Source organism: Mycobacterium sp. (assembly GCF_032161845.1).
Classification (GTDB): Bacteria; Actinomycetota; Actinomycetes; order Mycobacteriales; family Mycobacteriaceae; genus Mycobacterium.
In genome coordinates this window covers 9,015-29,453 of record NZ_JAVRQA010000216.1, presented here as the reverse complement: position 1 = coordinate 29,453, position 20,439 = coordinate 9,015, and the positions used below count along the sequence as shown (strand labels likewise).

The following is a 20,439-nucleotide window of genomic DNA, read 5'->3' as shown; positions in this document are numbered from 1 at the left end:
GCCGTGAATGCAACTCCACTCAGAGCCCGGTGACGCCGATCGCGAGGAACACGCAGCCGACCGCGGCCAGCACGATCGCCACGTCCACACGGCGCCGCGATCGGATCCAGTTGTGCAGTGACTCGACCCACTTCAGCGTGGCCTGCGGCGCGAGCACGTAGCCCAGCAACGGTATCTCCACCAGCGCGAAGGCCACCACGTTGAACATCAACAGCACCGCGACCTGGGTCGAGGCGGCCGCCCCCGAGGCCAGGATGACGGCCAGCGCGGCTAGATAGTCGACCGATGGCAACGCGATACCGAACCCGGCAATCCCCGCGACCAGCAGCGACGGCCCGTTGAGCAATCGCTGGGCCGCCCCTGACAATCGAGTCGGCTGCAACCTCCGTCGGCCATGGATGACGACGACCGCGGCGGCCACCAGCGCAAGCAACCCGATCAGAATCTGAACGTTGGGCAAGGTGAAGTGGCTGGACCCCAGCAACGCGTGTCGGAACACGAACAACACGACGAGGCCCACCGTCACCCCCATTGCGAAACCGCCGCATAGGAATGCCAGCAGCTGAAGCGCCGGTCGGGGTCTGTTCAGCATCAGCACCGTCATGCCGATGCGGAACGGTTCGACGCTGACGGCAAGGGCCATCAAGAGGACAGTGACCAACATCGGCACTCCCGGCGCATCCTTCCTGAGGGGCTCAGGCGTCCAACCGGGTGAACTGGTCCTGGCGGTACGACTCGACGCAGGCGGCGCGCCGGACCTTGCCGCTGGTCGTGGTGGGAAGCGACCCGGGTGGGACCAGAACGAGGTCTGCGACATTCAGGCCGTGCGCATTGGATATCGCGGAGGTGACCTCGCTCTTGATTCCGCTGAGCCAGCCCGTCTCCTCTTCGTTCGAATCTCCCCGCTTCTTGAGCTCGATGACGGCGATCAGCTCCTCGGTACCGTTCACCGGAACCGATATCGCGGCGACCCGGCCACCCGTGATCTCCTGAACCGTCGCCTCGATGTCCTCGGGATAGTGATTGCGACCACGAATGATCACGAGGTCCTTGATGCGGCCGACGATGAACAGCTCACCCTCGCAGATGAAACCCAGGTCGCCAGTTCGCAGCCAGGGTCCCTCCGGCGTGCCGAGCGACGGGTCGATCAGCGTTGCGCCGAAGCAACGCTGCTCCTCCGGCGGCCTACTCCAATAACCGGCCGCGACGTTGCCGCCATGGACCCAGATCTCGCCGACTACGTCCTGCTCGCATTCGCGATTCGTGTCGGGATCGACGATGCACAGCGTGGGGTCTTGCGGCACTTTGTATTTGACCAGCGCCGTGCCGTTGCCAGCCGCACTCCGCTGAACGCGGCTCGCGGACAGCTCTTCGACGTCGAAGCTGGTCGCCGGCGATGACTCATTCCAGGTGCCGGCCGCCACGAAGACGGTCGCCTCCGCCAGGCCGTACGACGGACGCAGCATGTGGTCCCGAAAATTGAAGTGCGCGAACCTATCTACAAACCGCTCCAAGCTGGCTGGCTCGACCCGTTCGGCGCCGTTGATGATCCCCACCACCCCGCCGAGGTCCAGCCCGGCGAGGTCACCGTCGGTGGTCTTGCGGGCGGCAAGGTCGAAGGCGAAGTTGGGCGCGGCCGAAAACGCACTTGGATTCTCAGCCAGCGCTCGTAGCCATCTGGCCGGCTTCTCCAGGAACGCAATCGGACTGGTCAGCTCGGCGCGAACGCCGCTCAGGATGGGCGCGCAAACGCCAAGCACCAAACCCATGTCATGGTAGAAGGGCAACCACGACACGAAAGTCTCCGGTGTGGATTTGAAGCTCGTCTCCGCGAAGTAGATGCGCATCAACTGCTCGAAATTCACCTGGAGGTTGCGGTGCGAGATCATCACCCCGGTTGGCAGCCGGGTCGAACCCGAGCTGTACTGCAGATAGGCGATGCTGGGCAGATCGGCCGTCTGGATACTTGGTCCGAGATCGACGTCCAGATTCATCGAATCGATCTCGACGATCTTCGGCACAGCGTCCAGGCGTGCTTGATCGACATAATCGCCGACGTCGCCAGCGACCGCGGAGGTCGTGAGAACGACCTCGGGCGACGTGTCGTCGAAGACGGCGCTCACACGATCATCACTCGAGCCGCGGTGCGGCAACGGAAGCGGTACCGCGATCAGCCCGGCCTGCATGGATCCCAGGAAGGCCAGAATGTAGTCCAGGCTCTGCTGAGCCAGGATCACGGCCCGGTCGCCGACCGACGCGTGAAGGCTGAGCTCGCGGGCCACATTGAATGTGCGGCGGGACAATTGCGACCACGTCAGGCTCTCGGAGACACCCGCGGGGTCGTTGCCGTAATCGGTGAAGGTGAATGCCACGTCATCGGGGCGCAGGCTAGCGCGCCCGTGCAGCATCGAGAGGATCGTCGACTGCGGAGGGGTCACTGCGCTGGGCCGCTGGGCAGCGCGGTCATGACACCGTTGATGAGCTGCGAAATGGGATCGCCACCGCCTTCACCACCGCCTTCACCACCACCGAACGTCGCCGCGTTCGCCGGCGCGGTGACGGCAAGGGGGTCGAAGCCGCGCACCGGATCCACCTGGATCGGAGCCGTCGCCGGGTCGTCGTTCCGCGAGTAACCCGCATTCACCCTTGGCATCAGGATTGCGTCGAGCTGGTTCAGCGTGTCCTCCTGCACCCCGAGATACTTGAAGCCCAGCACCAGCGGCAGATGCTGCTCCGGTACCAGGTACGTCGTCGTCGTCCCGCCCCTCGAGTTCACCGTCGTCCTGACGTTCTGCGGTGGCACGTTGCTCGGCTTGGTGAACGCAATCGCGGTATGACCGGTAGCCAGGCCGGCGATCGAATTGGCAAGGGCGAAAAGGTTGTCCGGCCGATCCGGAAAGTCGGCGATGCTGTCGTAGGCGGAGACGAACTGGTCGGTGTGGTACTGGCTCTCCACCGGGGCCGGGATGCGGAAGTCCATCGCGGGCACGACGCTGCCGACGGGAAAGTTCTGCGTCAGGAAACTCTCGCCGAAGGGCGTCTTGGCAAGCGGATCGCCGAACGTGGCGAAGCTCAGCTGATCGGCCGGCGGCGCGGTCGGGTCATTGGCGAAGGACGCCTTCACCGCGTCGAGCACCAGCGCACCCTCGGACAACCCCATCGCCCGCCCTGGGCCGCCGTTGCGAATGGCCGCCGCGAGGTTCGGCTCTCCGATGTCGATCGACTCCCCGATGCTCGTCCCGTCCAATCCGAGGCCGGGATGAATCTGCTCGCCGATCGGGCCGATACCGGGGAACAGGCGTTCCAGCACGTGGCCCTGCACCTGTCCGGCGGGGTAGTCGACCTTCGTCCGCTTCATGCCGGGGAACCAGTCCTCGCCGGTGCGGCGGATGTACTCGTCATAGGGAATTCCGAGGACGTGCGCACCGCCAAGGGCATATGCGGTGCCGGGATTCGACAGCCCTGGCGGTGGCGGATTTGGCGCGGGCACCTCGTCGGCCAGCGCGCTCCCGGCGCCGAAACATCCTGTCAGACCGGCCGTTATCAGCACCGCCGAGGTGGCGAGGAGTTTCTTCATCCGTACTCCTGACCGATCGGCGTCGTTTCGTAGTTTCACATACATGGCAGGCCCGCGCTAACCCGACAACGCGGCGGGTTCGGCCGGCGGCGGAGCCTTCGAAGAAGACGTTTGCCGGGCGCCCATTCGAGACGGCCACCAGTTCGCTCGCCCGACCAACGCAGCGATCGCCGGCACCGTGATGGTGCGCACCACGAAGGTATCCAGCAAGATCCCCACCCCGATCACGAAGCCGCCCTGGATGACGATGCCGATGCTGGAGAACAGGAGCCCAGCCATCGAGGCCGCGAAGATCAGACCCGCGGCCGTGATCACACCGCCCGTCGAACTGAGGGTACGGATGATGCCGTACCGCACGCTGTGCGGAGACTCGTCCCGCATTCGCGACACCAGGAGCATGTTGTAGTCGGCGCCCACCGCCACCAGCACCACGAACGCCAACGGCGGCACGCTCCAATGCAACTGCTGGCCGAGTAGGAACTGGAACGTCAGCACGCCGATACCGATCGCCGCGAAGTACGAAATCACAACGGAGCCAACGAGATAGAGAGGTGCGACGATCGCACGCAGCAGCACCATCAAGGTCAGCAGGACGACGATGAGGGTCGCGATGATGATGAACCGGATGTCCTGCTGGTAGTAGTCGCGGGTATCCCGCAGTGCGGCCGGATATCCGCCCATCGAGATCGTGGCGTCCGCCAGCGCGGTGTTCGGCTGCGCGCCACGGGCCACGTCGTTGATCTGGTTGACCTGATCCATCGCCTCGGAGCTGAACGGGTTCAGTTTCGTTTGCACCAGATACCGCACCGAGTGGCCGTCCGGCGAGATGAACGCCTTGGCGGCCTTCTGGAACTCCGCCAGCTGGAGCACTTCTTCAGGAATGTTGAACCCCGCCTGTGACGGGTCAGCGGCGTTGTTCTTCATCGTCAACAGGAATCCCGAGGCTTCGCCAAGTCCGGCGGCGATCACCTTGACCTGCTCGACGAGTTGGTCGACTCCGCCTGCCACTTCCCGACTTCCGCCGGCCAGCCGGTTGGCGCCCTGCTGAAGCTGAGTCAGGCTCGTCTGCGCACCGCCGGGGGTGTCCAGTCCCATCGCGCTGACGGCCTTCGTGACGCCCGCGAGTGCACCATTGAGCTTCTTGAGTGTCGCGTTGAGACTGTCCTTGTCGTTCATCCCCTGGAGCTGGTGCGCGAGATTGTTGATCTGATCGAGGTTTCCGTTGGTGCGCGAGGCGACGAGTCGCTCGAACACGTTGCGGGTGTTGCTGCAAGAGGTATCGAGGTCGCACACCGGGTTGCCCTGAAGCGCGACCAAGACGGGGCCGATCCAGGCGAACATGTCCCTGGCCGCGGTGAAGTTGATGCCCATTTCATTGCCGAGCGCGTTGATGCTGTCGACGAGCTTGGCGGCGTTGTCGACGTCCCGCACCAGCTTGTCACCGCCCTGTTGGGTCCTCATCGACGACACCGAGTCGATCAGAGTTTGAATGCTTGGGGCGATCTTCTTCACCTGGGCCCGCACGTCACCGAGGTTGTTCGCCAACGTGTTGGCCCCGGCGGCAAGCTTGTTGAGGTCACCGCCGCGCTGATCGATCTGGGTGGATCCGTCGGCCAGCCGAGAACCGACGAGGCCCGCCTGATAAGTGGCCCTGAACTCCGGCGGCACATTCCCCAGAGGTCTGGTGATGCCGCTGACCAGACCGACGTTCGGCAATTGGGCGATGCGCGAAGCGAGCTGCTCCAAGTCCGCAAGCGCCTGCGGGGTGCGCAGGTCACGCGGGGACTGGATCAGGACGTATTCGGGAATGGACTGGCTGATGGGAAAATGGCGTTCCAGCGCGGCGTACCCGATGGAACTGGGCGCCGACGCCGCCACGGTCTTGCGATCGTCGTAGTTGTAGTGCGCAAAGATCGCACAGCTGGCCAGCAGGCCCAATACGAGCAGGCTGGTGACGAGGTGTGCCACCGGTCGGCGCACGATGCGGATACCTGAGCGTCGCCAAAACCGGGTGGTCAGTTCGCGCCTCGGCTTGACCCAGCCGCGCGGCCCGGCGAGTACCAGAATCGCCGGCAGCAGGGTCACCCCGGCGAGGAAGGCGACGGCAATTCCGATCGCCGACGACACTCCGACCGTTTTGAACACACCCATCTTCGCGAAGCCCAGCAGGAGAAAGGTGATTCCCACCGTGGTGGCGGATGCGGTGATCACCTTTCCGATCGAAATCATCGCCCCCTTGACCGCCTGATCGAAATCGACACCCGAGCGCAAATAGTCGTGATAGCGGCTGATCAAGAAGACCGCGTAGTCCGTTCCGGCGCCGGCCAAGATGGCGCTCAGGAAAATGATGGACTGATTCGAGACGCCCGACCCGGTCAGCTCGGAGTAGCCGGCCACCAGCGCCTGCGCGATCACCAGAGACGAGCCGATCGTCACCAAGGGCAGCAGCATCGTCACCGCGCTGCGATACACCAGCAGCAACACGGCGAGCACCAGGATGGCGATCGCCAGTTCGATCGGCAGGCGGTCTCGCTGACCTGCGACGGTGAGGTCGGCGACGGTCGCCGCGGGACCGGTGACGTGGACCGACAGCGGGCTGCCCGCGACGCTGCGGTCGATGAGGTCGGAGACTCGGCTGAACGACTCGAACGCCCGCGGCGTGCCCATCTCTCCCGCGAGGCCCACTGGCACCAGCCAGGTCGTCTTGTCCTGACTCGTCAGGAACCCTCGCAATTCCGGCGTGTCGACGAAGTCCTGGACCATCACCACGTCCGCCTGATCGTCGCGCAAGGCGTCGACCAGCTTGCGGTAGGTCGCCTCGTCCGCGGGTGCCAGCCCCTTCTCGTTGGTCAGCGCGACCAGGAGGAGGTCGTCGTTGCCAGATTCGTGAAACGCCTCCGTCATCTTTCGAGCGGTGACGCTCGACGGCGCATCGCTGGGCAGGATGGCGAGCGGATGCTTCTCGGCCATCGCGCCAAGGGACGGGAACGTCAGCGGCAGGGCGATCGCCAACGCGACCCACACCCCGATCACCGCCCACGGCCACCGCACCACGACATCGGCTAGCCGTCGCATGAGGCCCTCGCCATCGATTCGCCCGTCACTAGGCGACGCGTCCCCAGTGCCCGCTGTCGGCAACCCGCACGGACACCGACTTCATCGCCTCCATGTAACGGGTCACCGACTTCTTGGCCACTGGATTGTCGGGGTGCATGATCGCCATGACCGTGCCCTCTTCGTAGCGGAAGATGTAGATCGTCAGCTGATACGAAAACCGGTCGTCCGGGTAGATGCCGACGTTGTTCGCCAGGCCCATGTCGGCTGCGGCCAGGACGGCGTTGAGCGGCGCGGCGCCACCGTGCAGGAAGTTCGACACCGGAAAGTTCGGCCGCGGCCAGTTCAACCACGGCGCCAACTCCAGCACTCGGTAGTACGGCACTCTCGCCATGTCCAGACCCGAATCGAACGAGGTCTGCGCCGCCCACGCCGCATCGCTGAAAGAGGTCGCCGCGACGGGGACGACGATCGGGATCAAGCCGGTGAACCAGCCCTGCGTCATGAAGTTGTCACTGGCCGTGCGGGAATCCCTCGGTGTGAGCCCGTAATAGGTGAGAGCGCCGGTGAACTCGTGCTCCACCAGGCCGAGGCAGGCAAACAGGCCGCCGACGAAGCGCGCGCCCGCCGACGAACACGCCGACTCGAAGCGTTCCGTCTGCGCCGGGCCCATCAGGATTTGTGAGGTCATGTCACTGCTGGTCGACTCCAGCGGATTACCCAGCGGAAGTGGGAATTCCGGAAAACCGTCACTGTTGTTCTCCGCGAAGTCGATCCACGCGCGTACTCCCGGCGAATCCAACGTCAACGCCGACGCGTACTCGCGCTCGCGGACACAAAAGTCGTCGAAGCTACCGGCGTCGGGAAGCGTCAGGGCCTGACCGGTCGCGCTCATCGCCGAATACATCCCGTTGGCTTCCATCATCGTCGTGCCGATCAACGTCGCGTCCCCGTGGACGTGATCCATCGCGGCGAAGAAGCTGAAGTGCTCCTCGTGCTGGATCACCCCGAAGGTGAAGCAGCCCCACTCCAGCGGACTGGGGATGTCGACGACGTGAGCGCGAATCTCGTCGACCGTCAGGTGACCCTGCTCGACCGGGACGAATTCGATGACGGCTGGATCGTCGATGGCGTGCCGGACGAACCCTCCATCACCAGTCGATTCGAACCGACTGCGGAACGTATCGTGGCGCCGCAGATAGGCATTCACCGCGTGATCCATGGCAGAGATGTCGCACTGGCCCGCGACGTCGCAACTGGCGATGATCTGCCGGGAGAAGTTCAGACCTGCGGCAGCCCGCTCGCTGTAGTTGCGCAAGTGCTGGTGCTGCATGTAGCTAACCGGCACCGAACTGACGGGCGCACTTCGAGCAATTTCCTGGGCCGCGGCCGTCGGATGCCAGGAGGTCACCGAGCCTGGGGTCAACGACCACTCGTTGAGCGCGCCGATGGTTATCTTCCCGATGCGCAAGGCGTCGTCCTCCCAGGTTGGCCGGCTGCCGTTCCGGCATCCCTCATCGGAAGATCAACATACCCTCGGTTCACCGGTGCTCGTCCGCCGACTTAACACCGGAAACCTTGGGGCACGCACGGCACAGGTCAACGTGCAATAGTGTGTCGACGCTGATCGTGGGGCGCCAAACGGGACCCGCAGCATCACATTCTGACCGCCGAGAAGTTAATCTTACCGTCGAGTAAGTTACTTTCGGCCGAGTGACGAAGGACAACCGGGCATGGAATCCGCCGCACATCCGAACGAACCAGCCCCGCGCTTTGCCATCGTCGGCTACGCGGCGCGTTTTCCGGGTGCCGCCGATGCGAACGAGTACTGGGACGTGCTGCGCGAGGGCCGCGACGCCGTCTCCGAGGTGCCCGGCGACCGGTGGGATGTCGACGAATTCTTCGACGAGGACGCCAGTGCGCCCGGCAAAATAGTCACCCGTCGGGCAGGGTTCGTCGATGACGTGACGGGGTTCGACGCGCCCTTCTTCGGCATGTCGACCCGCGAGGTCCGAATGATGGACCCGCAGCATCGGTTACTGCTGGAGACGGCGTGGCGCGCGGTGGAGCATTCGGGCACCGCGCCAACTGATCTGGCCAACACCAACACCGGCGTCTTCGTAGGTTTGGCCACCCACGACTACCTGGGAATGGCGTCCGACGAGCTGACCTACCCCGAGATCGAGGCGTATCTGGCCATCGGAACCTCGAGCGCGGCAGCCGCGGGCCGGATCAGCTACCGGCTGGGGCTGCAGGGTCCCTCGGTGGCCGTCGACACGGCATGCAGCTCGTCGTTGGTGGCAATCCATCAGGCATGCCAAGCGCTGCGCTTGGGCGAATGCGACCTCGCGCTGGCCGGCGGCGCCAACGTGCTGCTCACACCGGCCACCATGATCACGTTCTCGCACGCCCACATGCTGGCCCCCGACGGCCGGTGCAAGACCTTCGATGCGGCCGCCGACGGGTACGTCCGCGGCGAAGGCTGCGGTGTCATCGTCATCAAGCGGCTCGAAGACGCGATCCGCGACGGGGACCACATTCGGGCCGTCATCCGCGGCAGCGCGGTCAACCAGGACGGTGCGTCGGGCGGCCTGACGGTGCCGAACGGTGTTGCCCAACAACGGGTTATCGCTGACGCGCTCAAGCGCGCCGACCTCGAACCGGCCGACGTCGGCTACCTGGAGGCACACGGCACCGGAACGTCGCTTGGCGATCCGATCGAGGCGCAGGCCGCCGGCGCGGCGTTCGGCATCGGGCGCGAACCCGATCAACCGCTGTTGCTCGGCTCGGCGAAGACCAACATCGGACACCTTGAAGCAGCCGCGGGAATCGCGGGCGTCATCAAGGTCATCCTGTCGCTCGAGAACGAGACACTGCCGCAGCACCTTCACTTCCAAAATCCGTCGCCGCACATTCCGTGGGACCGGCTTGCGCTGAAGGTCGTGCAGGAGGCCACCCCCTGGGAACGCAACGGTCGGCCGCGGATTGCGGGCATTAGTTCGTTCGGCTTCGCCGGGACCAACGCCCACGTCCTCCTCGAAGAAGCACCCGAGGTGGTGGAACGACCCGCTGAGGTTTCGAGTCCGGGCCGTTTCAGCATCCTGCCGCTCTCGGCGCGGACCCCCACCGCATTGATGCAGGTCGCTGGCCAATACCGCGACTGGTTGAGCGCCCACCCGGAGGCCAGCTTGGCCGACGTGAGCTTCACCGCCGGGGTGGGGCGCGCGCACCTGGAGCACCGCGCCGCCCTGGTGATCGATTCACGAGAATCCGCCATCGATCTACTTGGCGCGCTCGCCGAGGACCGCCCGGCACCCGGCTTGGTCCGCGGAGAATCTCATGACACCCCAAAGACGGCCTGGCTGTTCACCGGTCAGGGCAGCCAGTACGCAGGCATGGCCCGCGAGCTGTTCGACACCGAGCCGGTCTTCGCCGAGACCCTGAGTCGCTGCGCGGCAGTAGTCGCCGACGTTCTCGAAAAGCCCTTGCTGGACGTCATTTTCGACACTGGGGCGAGCGAAGCGACGGGAGAAGGTTCAGACGGCCCGGATGCCGAAGGGACGCTGCGGCAAACCTCCTACGCACAGCCGGCCCTGTTCGCGGTCGAGCTGGGACTGGCCCGGCTCTGGCAGTCGTGGGGTTTCGAGCCCGACGTGGTCCTTGGCCACAGCGTCGGCCAGTATTCGGCGGCGTGCGTTGCCGGCGTGTTCAGCCTCGAAGACGGAATGTTGCTGATGGCCGAGCGCGGCCGCCTGTTCGGCAGCCTGCCCGCAGGCGGTCGGATGGTGGCGGTCTTCACCGCGGCCGAACGTGTCGAGAGCCTTACCGACGAGTTCCCGAGCCTGTCGGTCGCCGCCTACAACGGTGCCAATACCGTCCTATCGGGACCCGCCCAAGATCTCGACCTTGCGGTGGCCCGGCTGACTGCCGACGGCGTCCGGTGTGACTGGCTGGAAACCAGCCACGCGTTCCACTCCGCCCTGCTGGACCCGATCCTCGATGAATTCGAGTCGTACGCACAGCGTTTCGAATTCTCGCCGCCAGAGCGGCTGTTGATCGACAACCGCACCGGCGGCGCACTCGGTTGGAGCGTGAAACTCGACGGCGCGTACTGGCGTCGGCACGCGCGCCAACCCGTGGAATTCGTCAAGAGCGTGCATACCCTCGCCGAGCTCAATTGCAAGGTGCTGCTTGAACTCGGCCCACAACCGGTACTCACCGCCGCTGCCCTACGGGCCTGGCCCGACCCGGCCACGGCGCCGCGGGCGATCGCGTCACTGCGCCGAAGCACCGCCGACCATCGACAGCTCACCGAAGCCGTCGCGGACGCCTACGTCCTCGGTCACCTGCCCAAGTTCTCGGCTTTCCGGCACGCACACGCACGCAAGATCGACCTGCCAGGTTATCCGTTCGAGCACCGCCAGTACTGGTTCCGAGACGATCGAGAGCGTGCCAAGCAGCCGCAGGCCGCCGCGCGCACCCACGCCGTCCGCCTGCTCGAAGACGGCCAGATCTCCGAACTCGCGGCGCTACTCGACGGCGCCGGCGACGACCAGCAGACCATGGACGTGCTGACCAAGCTTGCCGCGCAACACAATCAACAACGCTCGGCGCAATCGAATGCCGACGACCGCTACGAGTTCCGCTGGGAGAAGTCCACGACTCCCAGCGGCGGTGGCGGCGACGCCGGGTGGATTCTCATTGGCGACAGCCCCGATGCGGTCCAGCCCCTGGTCGACGTGCTAAATGCCCGTGGCCATCGGCACCGGATGATCGGGTTGCCCACCTCCGACGCGGACGAGCAAGAGCTCGCGGTGGCGTTGCGCGCTGCGGCATCAGAGGATCTGACGACACGTATCGTGCTCGTCGCGGCGCTCGACGTCGATGGTGCGCCATCGATGCAGTCCCTGTTGCGGATGCAACATCGAATCCTTGGCGGAACGCGACGACTCTTCCGGGCTGCGATGGCCGCTGAGCTTCGCAGTCCAATCTGGGTGGTCTCCAGGGGCGCCCAGCGCGTCACCGACGCGGACTCGGTGTCGCCGGATCAGAGCTCGCTATGGGGCTTCGGTCGTGCGGCGGCACTGGAGTTTCCGCACATATGGGGTGGACTGGCCGACCTTGCCGACGGAACCCCCGACGAGTGGTCGCGGTTCGTCGACCACTCGATGGCTCACGCGCGTGGCGAGGACCAGATCGCGCTGCGCGAACAGGCGATCTACGTACCCCGACTGGTTCGACGGGTCGGCATGCCGATCGCCAAGCCAGTGGAAATACGCGCTGAGGCAACCTATCTCATTACCGGAGGCCTCGGTTCCCTAGGACTGGAGATCGCCGGCTACCTGGCCGCGCACGGCGCCAAGCACCTGGTGCTGACCAGCCGGCGAGAGGCCGGCGAGGCCGCCCAGGGACGCATCGACGCCCTCGCCGAACAGCACGGATGCGAAATGCGCGTCGCCACCGCCGACGTCGCCGACGCGCACGGCGTCGCCCGCCTGCTCGCCACCGTGGCATCAGAACTGCCCCCGTTGGCCGGCATCGTCCACGCTGCCGGCGAGCTCGGGACCACCCCACTCAGCAACCTCGACGACGCCGAGGTTGATCGCGTCTTCGCCGGGAAGGTCTGGGGTGCTTGGCATTTGAGCGAAGTTGCCGCTGACCTCAAGCTCGACTTCTTCCTCAGCACGTCGTCGATCGCCTCGGTATGGGGTGGATACGGGCAGGCCGCCTACGGCGCGGCCAATGCGTTCCTCGACGGGTTGGCCTGGCGCCTTCGCGAGCGGGGCATCCCTGGGATCAGCGTCAACTTCGGCCCATGGGCGGCGGGCATGGCCGACGCGGAATCCCGCGCGCGACTGGCCCAGCGCGGAATCCAAACCTTGTCATCGGCCGATGCCCTCGCGGGGCTGGCCGATGTGATGGCAACCTCGTCCGCCGACGGTCCCGCACAGGGTGTGGTGGCCCGAATCGACTGGTCCCGATTCCTGCCGCTGTACCAGCAGGCGGGGCGGCGGGCATTCCTGGCGGAGTTGGAGCCAGAGGCGCCCGATACGGCGCAGGCCGTGGCGTCGTCCGGGAAGACCGAACTGGTCGAACGACTCACCAATGCTCCCGTGCAGCAACGCAAGAGGCTTCTGACTGATTACTTGCGTGACGCGGTAGCGGCGGTGACCCGAGTCGATTCCGCCGAGATCCGTGAGGATTCGGGGTTCTTCGACCTCGGCATGGATTCGCTGATGGCCGTCGAGTTGCGGCGCCGCATCGAAGAAGGAGTTGCCAAGGAGATACCCATCACGCTAGTGATGGACTACCCCCGGCTGTCCGACGTGGCCGACTATCTGCTCGGCGATGTGCTTGGGCTCAACGAGCAGGCCGCCAAGCCTGCGTCGGCGACCGCGGTCACGACGCGGACCGACGAGCCGATCGCGATCGTCGCGGTGGCGTGCCGCTTTCCCGGCGCACCCGACGCGGAAGCCTTCTGGGACCTGCTTCGCGACGGTGTCGATGCCATCGGTGAAGTCCCCGAGGACCGCTTCGACATCGACGAGTTCTATGACCCGGATCCAGAGGCTGCGGGTAAGACCTACACGCGCTATGGCGGATTCCTGGACGGGATCGACGGATTCGATCCGGAATTCTTCAACATCTCTCCGCGCGAGGCGGTCTGGATCGAGCCGCAGCAGCGACTGGTGCTCGAAACGGTGTGGGAGGGCCTCGAAAGGGCCGGGTATGCGCCAGCCGAATTGCGTGGCACCCGGACCGGCGTCTTCACGGGCGTCGCCGCCAACGAGTATGCCCATCTGCTGTCGTCGGAGTCGCTCGACAAGATCGAGCCGTACTTCATCACCGGCAATGCGCTCAATGCCATTTCCGGTCGGGTTGCCTTCGCCCTCGGGCTCGAAGGTCCGGCAATGGCGGTGGACACCGCCTGCAGCTCGGCGTTGGTGGCCGTCCATCAGGCCTGCCAGGCATTGCACTCCGGTGATTGCGACATGGCCGTGGCCGGTGGCGTGAACGTCTTGCTCAGTCCGGTGACGACCATCGCCGCCTCACGGGCCAGGATGCTGTCCCCCGTCGGGCGATGCAAGACCTTCGATGCCTCCGCCGACGGTTACGTGCGCAGCGAAGGCTGCGGCATTCTCGTGCTCAAGCGGCTGAGCGATGCCGAGCGCGACGGTGATCGGGTCTGCGCGGTCATCTCGGCAAGCGCGGTCAATCAAGACGGTGCGTCGAGCGGCTTGACGGTGCCCAATGGTGGTGCCCAACAACGTCTCATCGGAGCCACACTGGCTCGCGCCGGATTGGCCGGTGGGGACGTCGACTACCTCGAAGCGCACGGGACCGGGACCCCGCTCGGTGATCCGATCGAGGTGCAGGCGGCCGCGGCCGCCTACGGCGGCTCGCGGGACACGGACCGCCCATTGCTCATGGGCTCGGTGAAGACCAACATCGGCCACCTCGAATCGGCTTCGGGGGCAGCGGGTCTGATCAAGGTCGTGCTGTCGCTGCAACACGAACTTCTGCCGCAGAGCCTGCATTTCGACAATCCGTCGCCGCACATTCCGTGGGACTCGTTGCCGGTCCGCGTCGTCGACGAGGCGATTCCGTGGCTGGCCAACGGGCGGCCGCGGCGCGCCGGTGTGAGTTCCTTCGGGTTCACCGGCACCAACGCACACGTGCTGATCGAAGAGGCGCCCACTCGGCCGGTCTCCGAAGAGCCCTCGGCGCCAGAGCTGGTGAGCGTGCTGCCGCTGTCTGGCCGGTCACCGGAAGCCCTGGTGGCGTTGGCGCACCGTTATGAGACCTGGTTGACCGCCCACCCGGACGTCGACCTGGCCGACGTCTGCCGCACGGCGGGAACGGGCCGCTCGCACTTCGAACATCGCGCCGCGCTGGTCGTGGAATCGGTCGACGGCGCCCGCCAGGCCTTGGTCGACTTGGCCGAGAACCGGCTGCGACCGGGAGTACTGCGCGGCGAACACACCAACCAGCCGACGACGGCGTGGATGTTCACCGGGCAGGGCAGCCAGTACCCGGGGATGGCCCGCGAGTTGTTCGACACCGAACCGGTCTTCGCCGAGACCGTGCAGCGTTGCGCGGACGCGGTCGATGACCTGCTGCCACGCCCGTTGCTCGAGGTGGTGTTCGCTACCGATCGAGAAACCGGCGGAGAAGCTGGAAAGTCGCTGCGGCACACGTCGTTTGCCCAGCCGGCACTCTTTGCGATCGAGATGGGCCTGGCCCGGTTGTGGCAGTCATGGGGCATCGAGCCCGACGTCGTGCTCGGACACAGCGTTGGCCAGTACGCAGCGGCCTGCGTGGCCGGAGTGTTCAGCCTCGAGGACGGCGCACGATTGATGGCCGAGCGCGGCAGGCTGTTCGGCAGCCTGCCCGCAGGCGGGCGAATGGTGGCGGTGTTCACCGATGCCAAGCACGCCGACGAGGTCGCCAGCGAGTTCCCGCGAGTGTCCGTCGGCGCCTACAACGGACCCAATACCGTGCTCTCGGGTCCTGGTGAGGAGCTCGACCAAATCGTCGCCAAGCTCGGCGACGAGGGGATCCGCTGCACGTGGCTTGAGACGAGCCACGCCTTCCACTCTGAACTGCTGGATCCGGTACTCGACGAATTCGAGTCGTACGCAGCGCAGTTGCAGTTCTCCGCCCCGACGTTGCCGCTGGTCTGCAACCGCACCGGCTCCATACTCACGGCGCAAACCCCGCTCGACGCGGGGTACTGGCGGCGGCATTCCCGGCAACCGGTGCAGTTCGCCGAGAGTGTGCGCACCGTGGCGGCCCTTGGCTGCTCGATATTGATGGAACTCGGACCGCAGCCGGTTTTGACCGGCGCCGCAGTGCAGGTCTGGCCGGAGCATTTGGCCGCTCCGCGCGCCATCGCCTCACTGCGCAAGGGCGTCGGCGACCGGCGTCAGCTCGCCGACGCGCTGGCGTCGGCTTACGTCGGTGGCCACCGGCCGAATTTCGCCAGTCTGCATCGCGGGCAAGGGCGCAGACTTGAATTGCCCACCTACCCGTTCCAGCGTCGCCGCTTCTGGCCAAAGACGTCCGGCATGCCCGGCTCCGACATCAACGGTGCCGCAGCATCGGGAATCCTGGGGAGCGGTAAGGACCTCGCCTCCGGCGACACCGTCTACACCAGCAGGTTGTCGGTCAAATCGCAGCCCTGGCTTTCCGATCACGTCATCTACGGCACCGTCGTCGTCCCGGGCGCGACGTACGCAGCGATGGCGTTGACCGCAGTCGGTACCCCGGCGCGGGTGAAGGACGTCTTCTTCTACGAGCCGATCATCCTGCCCGAGAAGGCTTCTCGGGAGGTGCAGCTCACACTGCACCCGTCCGACGGTGGCGCGGCGTCGAAGTTCCAGGTCCACAGTCGCCCGTACGGCGTTCGAGATGCCGATTGGTCGTTGAATGCCGAAGGCACCGTGGTCGGCGGCGTCGACGACGAGCCTGCGATCGAGGACGATCCGGTCGACGAGGCCATCGAGCGGTTGAACCGCATGCGGCCGCAGGAGTTGTTCGAGACGTTCGCCGACTTGGAGCTGGCCTGGGGACCCACCTGGTCCGGCTCGCTGAAGTCGCTATGGCTCGGCGAGGGTGAGGCGATCGGCGACATCTTCGTCGGCGAGGAACTCGCCGAACAGTTGGGTTCGGAGCCGATGCACCCGGTGCTGATGGACCTCTGCACGGGAGTCGCCTTCCCGGCGTTCCCGGCCTTGCTCGCGGCCGAGCAGGGCGTGAGCGACCTGTTCCTGCCATTGCGGTACGGGCAGGTGACGTTGCGGGAGAAGATGCCGCGACGGTTCTACTGCCGCGCCCGCTGGCACGAGGGCGCCCTCGACAACGAAACTCAAGTGTTCGATCTCGACTACATCGATCGGGATGGCCGACACCTGGGTGGAATTCGCGAGTTCACGGTCAAACGCGCACCGCGCGAAGCCTTGTTGCGCGGCCTCGGCGGCGATGCCACCCGGCTGCTCTACACCCTTGGCTGGCACGAGGTGCCTGCGCCGCCGAGCGAGGACGCCGCGCCCGCGAACGGTACCTGGCTGATCGCCGGATTCGACGAACTGGCCGCCCAGGTGCCCGGCTGCATCCCGTTCGACAGGTACACCGACACGGAGCTTCTGGGACGGCTACTGGCCAAGGCCAACGAACGCGGCCTGCCCTTCTCCGGCGTCGTCTGGCGCGGCAACGCGCCGCGCGCGGCAGAGTCGAGCGCCGACGCCGCCGCGCGGATCGAGGCCGAGCTCGCCAACCTGCTCAGCGCCGTGCACACCGTGCAACGCGGTGAGGCGAAACTGCCTGGTGGACTGTGGATCGTCACCGAGGGGGCCGTCGCATGCGAATCCGGCGAGCCGGTGGACCCCGTGCAAGCGGCGCTATGGGGTTTCGGGCGCACCACGATCAACGAGGAACCGGCGCTGCACTGCAAACTGGTCGACTGCGACGGATCGCAGCAGGCCGTGACTGCCTTGGCCAACCTGTTGGCCACGCCCGTCGACGAGCCGGAACTCGCGCTGCGACAAGGGAAGCTGCTGGCCTCCCGCCTGCTGCCATGGGCGCGTAGCGGTCATCTCACGGTGCCGCGGGCAGGCGACTACGTCCTAGCGCCCACCGAGCGCGGCGCGATCGACAACCTGCGCCTCACCGAGACGGACGTGCCGCCGCCGGACGAGGGTTACGTGCAGGTCCGGGTCGAGGCCGCCGGCCTCAACTTCCGTGACGTGCTGAACGTACTAGGCCTCTACCCGGGCGATCCGGGGCCGATCGGCGGCGACTTCGCCGGCGTCGTCACCCAATTGGGCGATGGGATCACCGAACTCGAGGTCGGTCAGCGCGTCTACGGTTCCATGCAGGGTGCGTTCGCCAGCCGGTTCAACGTGCCCGCCCAGTTCTTGGCGCCGATCCCGGACGGTGTGAGCGCGGTCGAGGCCGCGACCATTCCCGCCGCCGCACTGACGGTCCGGCTGTCGTTCGACTGGGCGCAGCTGCAGCCGGGCGACAAGGTGCTCATCCACGCCGCCAGCGGTGGCGTAGGTCTGGCGGCCGTCCAGATGGCCCAGCGGTGCGGTGCCGAGGTGTTCGCGACCGCCAGCACCTTCAAGCGTGCGACGCTACGCAAGCTGGGCGTGAAGTACGTCTACGATTCGCGCACAACGGATTTCGCCGACCAGATTTTGGCGGACACCGGCGGGGCAGGCGTTGACGTCGTGCTCAACTCCCTGACCAGCGAGGGTTTCATCGAGGCGACGCTGAGGGCCACCGCCCCGAACGGTCGCTTCGCCGAGATCGCCAAGCGCGACATCTGGTCACTAGAGCAGATGGCCGAGGCCCGATCCGACATCGCCTACGAGATCGTGGCGTTGGACACGGTCATGTTCACCGAGCCCGATCGCATTCGCGACTTGCTGACCGAGGTGTCCGACGGGTTGGCCAACGGCGAGTGGACTCCACTGCCCGCCGAGATCTACCCGCTGACCGAGGCCAGGGCCGCGTTCCGTCGCATGCAGCAGGCGCGGCACATCGGGAAGATCGTCGTGCAGATTCCGAGCCCGCTTCAGCCACGTGCCGATCGGAGCTACCTGATCACCGGCGGACTCGGTGCGATCGGTCTGCACACGGCGTCGCATCTGGCCCAGCTAGGGGCCGGTGACGTCGTGTTGACCAGCCGGCGCGCGCCCGATGCGGACGCGCAACGGTCGATCGAGGAGATCACCGAGCGCTACAAGTGCCGCGTCCACGTCTTCGCCGCCGATGTTGGCGACGAGGCTGAAGTTGCGCAACTCCTGGACCGGATCCGCGCGGAGCTGCCGCCGCTCGGTGGCATTGTGCACTTGGCCGGCGTGCTCGACGATGCGTTGCTATCCGAACAGAGCGTGGAACGATTCCGAACGACGTTGGCGCCGAAGGCGTTCGGTGCCCAGCACCTGGACAGCTTGACGCGGGACGACGAGCTGGACTTCTTCATCGTGTCCTCATCGGTGGCCAGCCTGTTCGGTTCACCCGGCCAGGCCAACTACGCGACGGCCAACGCGCTGCTCGACGGCCTGGTCGCACAGCGGAGGGCGCAAGGCCTGCCGGCCACCGGCGTCAACTTCGGGCCATGGGCCCAGGGCGGCATGGCCTCTTCGGAAGCCGCGACCGCCAACATCGGTGCCCAAGGCCTGATTCCGCTGGAACCCTCGGCCGCCCTCGGCGCGCTCGCTGAGGTCGTCGCCAACGGAACTGGCCAGGCCACCGTCATCAAGGCCAACTGGCAGCGCGCCGCGAAGGTGCTCGGCAGTTCACGTCCACCGATCCTCGACCTGGTGTTGCCGAGCGCCGTCGGCGAGGTGACCGGTGACAGTGAGCTGCTCAAGCAGCTGCAGGAGATACCGGTCGCGCAGCGCGCCGGCTTCGTGACGGAATTCCTTCAGCGCGAGGTGCAGAACTTCCTGCGGCTCGCTTCTCCGCCGGCCGCATCGAATCGGTTCCTGGACCTTGGGACGGATTCATTGATGGCGATCGAACTGCGCAACCGGCTGCACAGTCAATTCGGTGGCGCGTTCACGATCAACGCGACCGCCGTGTTCGACTATCCGACCATCGGGGGGCTCGCCGACTATCTCGTCGGCCAGCTGCCCGACGCGGAAACGCCACGGGAGGAGTCCGTGGCCGAGCCGGTGGTGGAGGTCTCCTAGGCCCAGCGGGTCGCTTCGACTTCGTCGGGCAGCGCCGTGTGCAGCGGGACGTCGAGGCCGTCGTAGATGCCCGGCTTCTGCGTCGCCAGCCATTCGATGGCTCCGAGCAGACGGTTGGCGGCCGTGGTGTTGCCACCGTCGGCGCGGGTGCCACCGGGGACGTCCGCGCGGCTGACGATGGTCAGCTGCGGATCACCGTCGACGATGACGCGGTGGTCCCCGACGCCCTCGTCCGGCTGTGGCCACTGCGGCGCGCACGACGGGTCGATGCGCGTGATGTGGTCGACGACGATGCGCTGCTTGCCGCCGGACCAGCCGATGATCTTGAGCCAGAACGCGCCCTGGCTGCCCTTCTCGAAGTGGCCCATCACGTTCTCCACCGACTCCTCGAGCGGCAGCCGCTCGACCACTTCGGTGATCTCGTCGATCTGCAGGCCGAGCCCGCGGCCGATCAACCGGATGTTGCCGCCCCACACCATCGTCGGGATCGACGGCAGCAGCATCATCGGGACCTCGTCCATTGAAGCGCCGAACCCGCAGCTCACCCGTACCGCGTGCGGCTGATCGTAGGTCGAGTAATCGAAGATCTCCTGGCAATAGATCGTCTTGATGCGCGTGCAGAGTCCAGCGGCCATCACCGCGAGGGCGTCATTCGCCCAGCCCGGATCGACGCCACTGACCAACAGGGTGGAGCCACCCTCCTCGGCGGCCGCGGTCAGGCGCTCGACCCACTCCGGCGGTGCGGACCGCGGGTCGTAGAGGGAGTACAGCGACGGCGTGACGACGTGGGCACCGGCGCGCAAACACCGCTCGATGTCGTTGACGGCGTCGTCGGGACGGATGTCACCGGATGCCATGTAGGCCACCGCGTCGCAGGACGCCAGCGCGGCGTCGACGTCCGTCGTGGCGACGACGCCGGTATCGGCATCGAGACCGGCGAACGTCGCGGCGTCCCGTCCGACCTTGCTCTCCGAAGACGTGATGACACCCGCCAGTTCCAGCCCAGGGAATGCAACCGCGGAGCGGATCGCCGTAGCGCCCATGTTGCCCGTTCCCCATACCACCACGCGCCTCATTCGCCCCACCCTAGCGGGCGTGCTGGAGCGC

The 20,439-nt window shown here is 66.2% G+C and carries 7 protein-coding genes; 1 reads left to right on the top strand and 6 read right to left on the bottom strand.

From position 1 onward, the window contains the following. Positions 1-19: 19 nt before the first annotated feature. The 5 genes from QOD90_RS12610 to QOD90_RS12590 are packed head-to-tail and all read right to left on the bottom strand — an operon-like array spanning position 20 to position 8,102. Entirely contained in the window at positions 20-664 is a 645-nt protein-coding gene (locus QOD90_RS12610; protein WP_526350120.1) for a GAP family protein, read from the bottom strand. A gap of 31 nt (positions 665-695) precedes the next feature. After that, the gene (locus QOD90_RS12605) at positions 696-2,438 is read right to left on the bottom strand and encodes a fatty-acid--AMP ligase (RefSeq protein WP_526350118.1); all 1,743 of its coding nucleotides are present in this window, start codon (positions 2,436-2,438) and stop codon (positions 696-698) included. After that, on the bottom strand, positions 2,435-3,577 hold the full coding sequence (pe, locus tag QOD90_RS12600; protein WP_526350116.1) for an acyltransferase PE: 1,143 nt from the start codon (positions 3,575-3,577) through the stop codon (positions 2,435-2,437). The genes QOD90_RS12605 and pe overlap by 4 nt, the downstream gene beginning before the upstream one ends. A 57-nt stretch (positions 3,578-3,634) precedes the next feature. Further along, a complete protein-coding gene (locus tag QOD90_RS12595) occupies positions 3,635-6,652 on the bottom strand; it encodes an MMPL/RND family transporter (protein ID WP_526350114.1) in 3,018 nt (1,005 codons plus the stop codon). Positions 6,653-6,680: 28 nt separating this feature from the next. Continuing rightward, a complete protein-coding gene (locus QOD90_RS12590) occupies positions 6,681-8,102 on the bottom strand; it encodes a condensation domain-containing protein (protein ID WP_526350112.1) in 1,422 nt (473 codons plus the stop codon). Positions 8,103-8,364: 262 nt separating this feature from the next. Between QOD90_RS12590 and QOD90_RS12585 the strand changes: the two genes are divergently transcribed. After that, positions 8,365-19,332, top strand: coding sequence for an SDR family NAD(P)-dependent oxidoreductase (locus QOD90_RS12585; protein WP_526350110.1), 10,968 nt, complete (start codon positions 8,365-8,367; stop codon positions 19,330-19,332). On the opposite strand, the gene QOD90_RS12580 is transcribed toward QOD90_RS12585, so the two are convergent. Further along, on the bottom strand, positions 19,329-20,408 hold the full coding sequence (locus QOD90_RS12580) for an NAD(P)H-dependent amine dehydrogenase family protein (RefSeq protein WP_526350108.1): 1,080 nt from the start codon (positions 20,406-20,408) through the stop codon (positions 19,329-19,331). The genes QOD90_RS12585 and QOD90_RS12580 overlap by 4 nt on opposite strands. Positions 20,409-20,439: the final 31 nt, after the last annotated feature.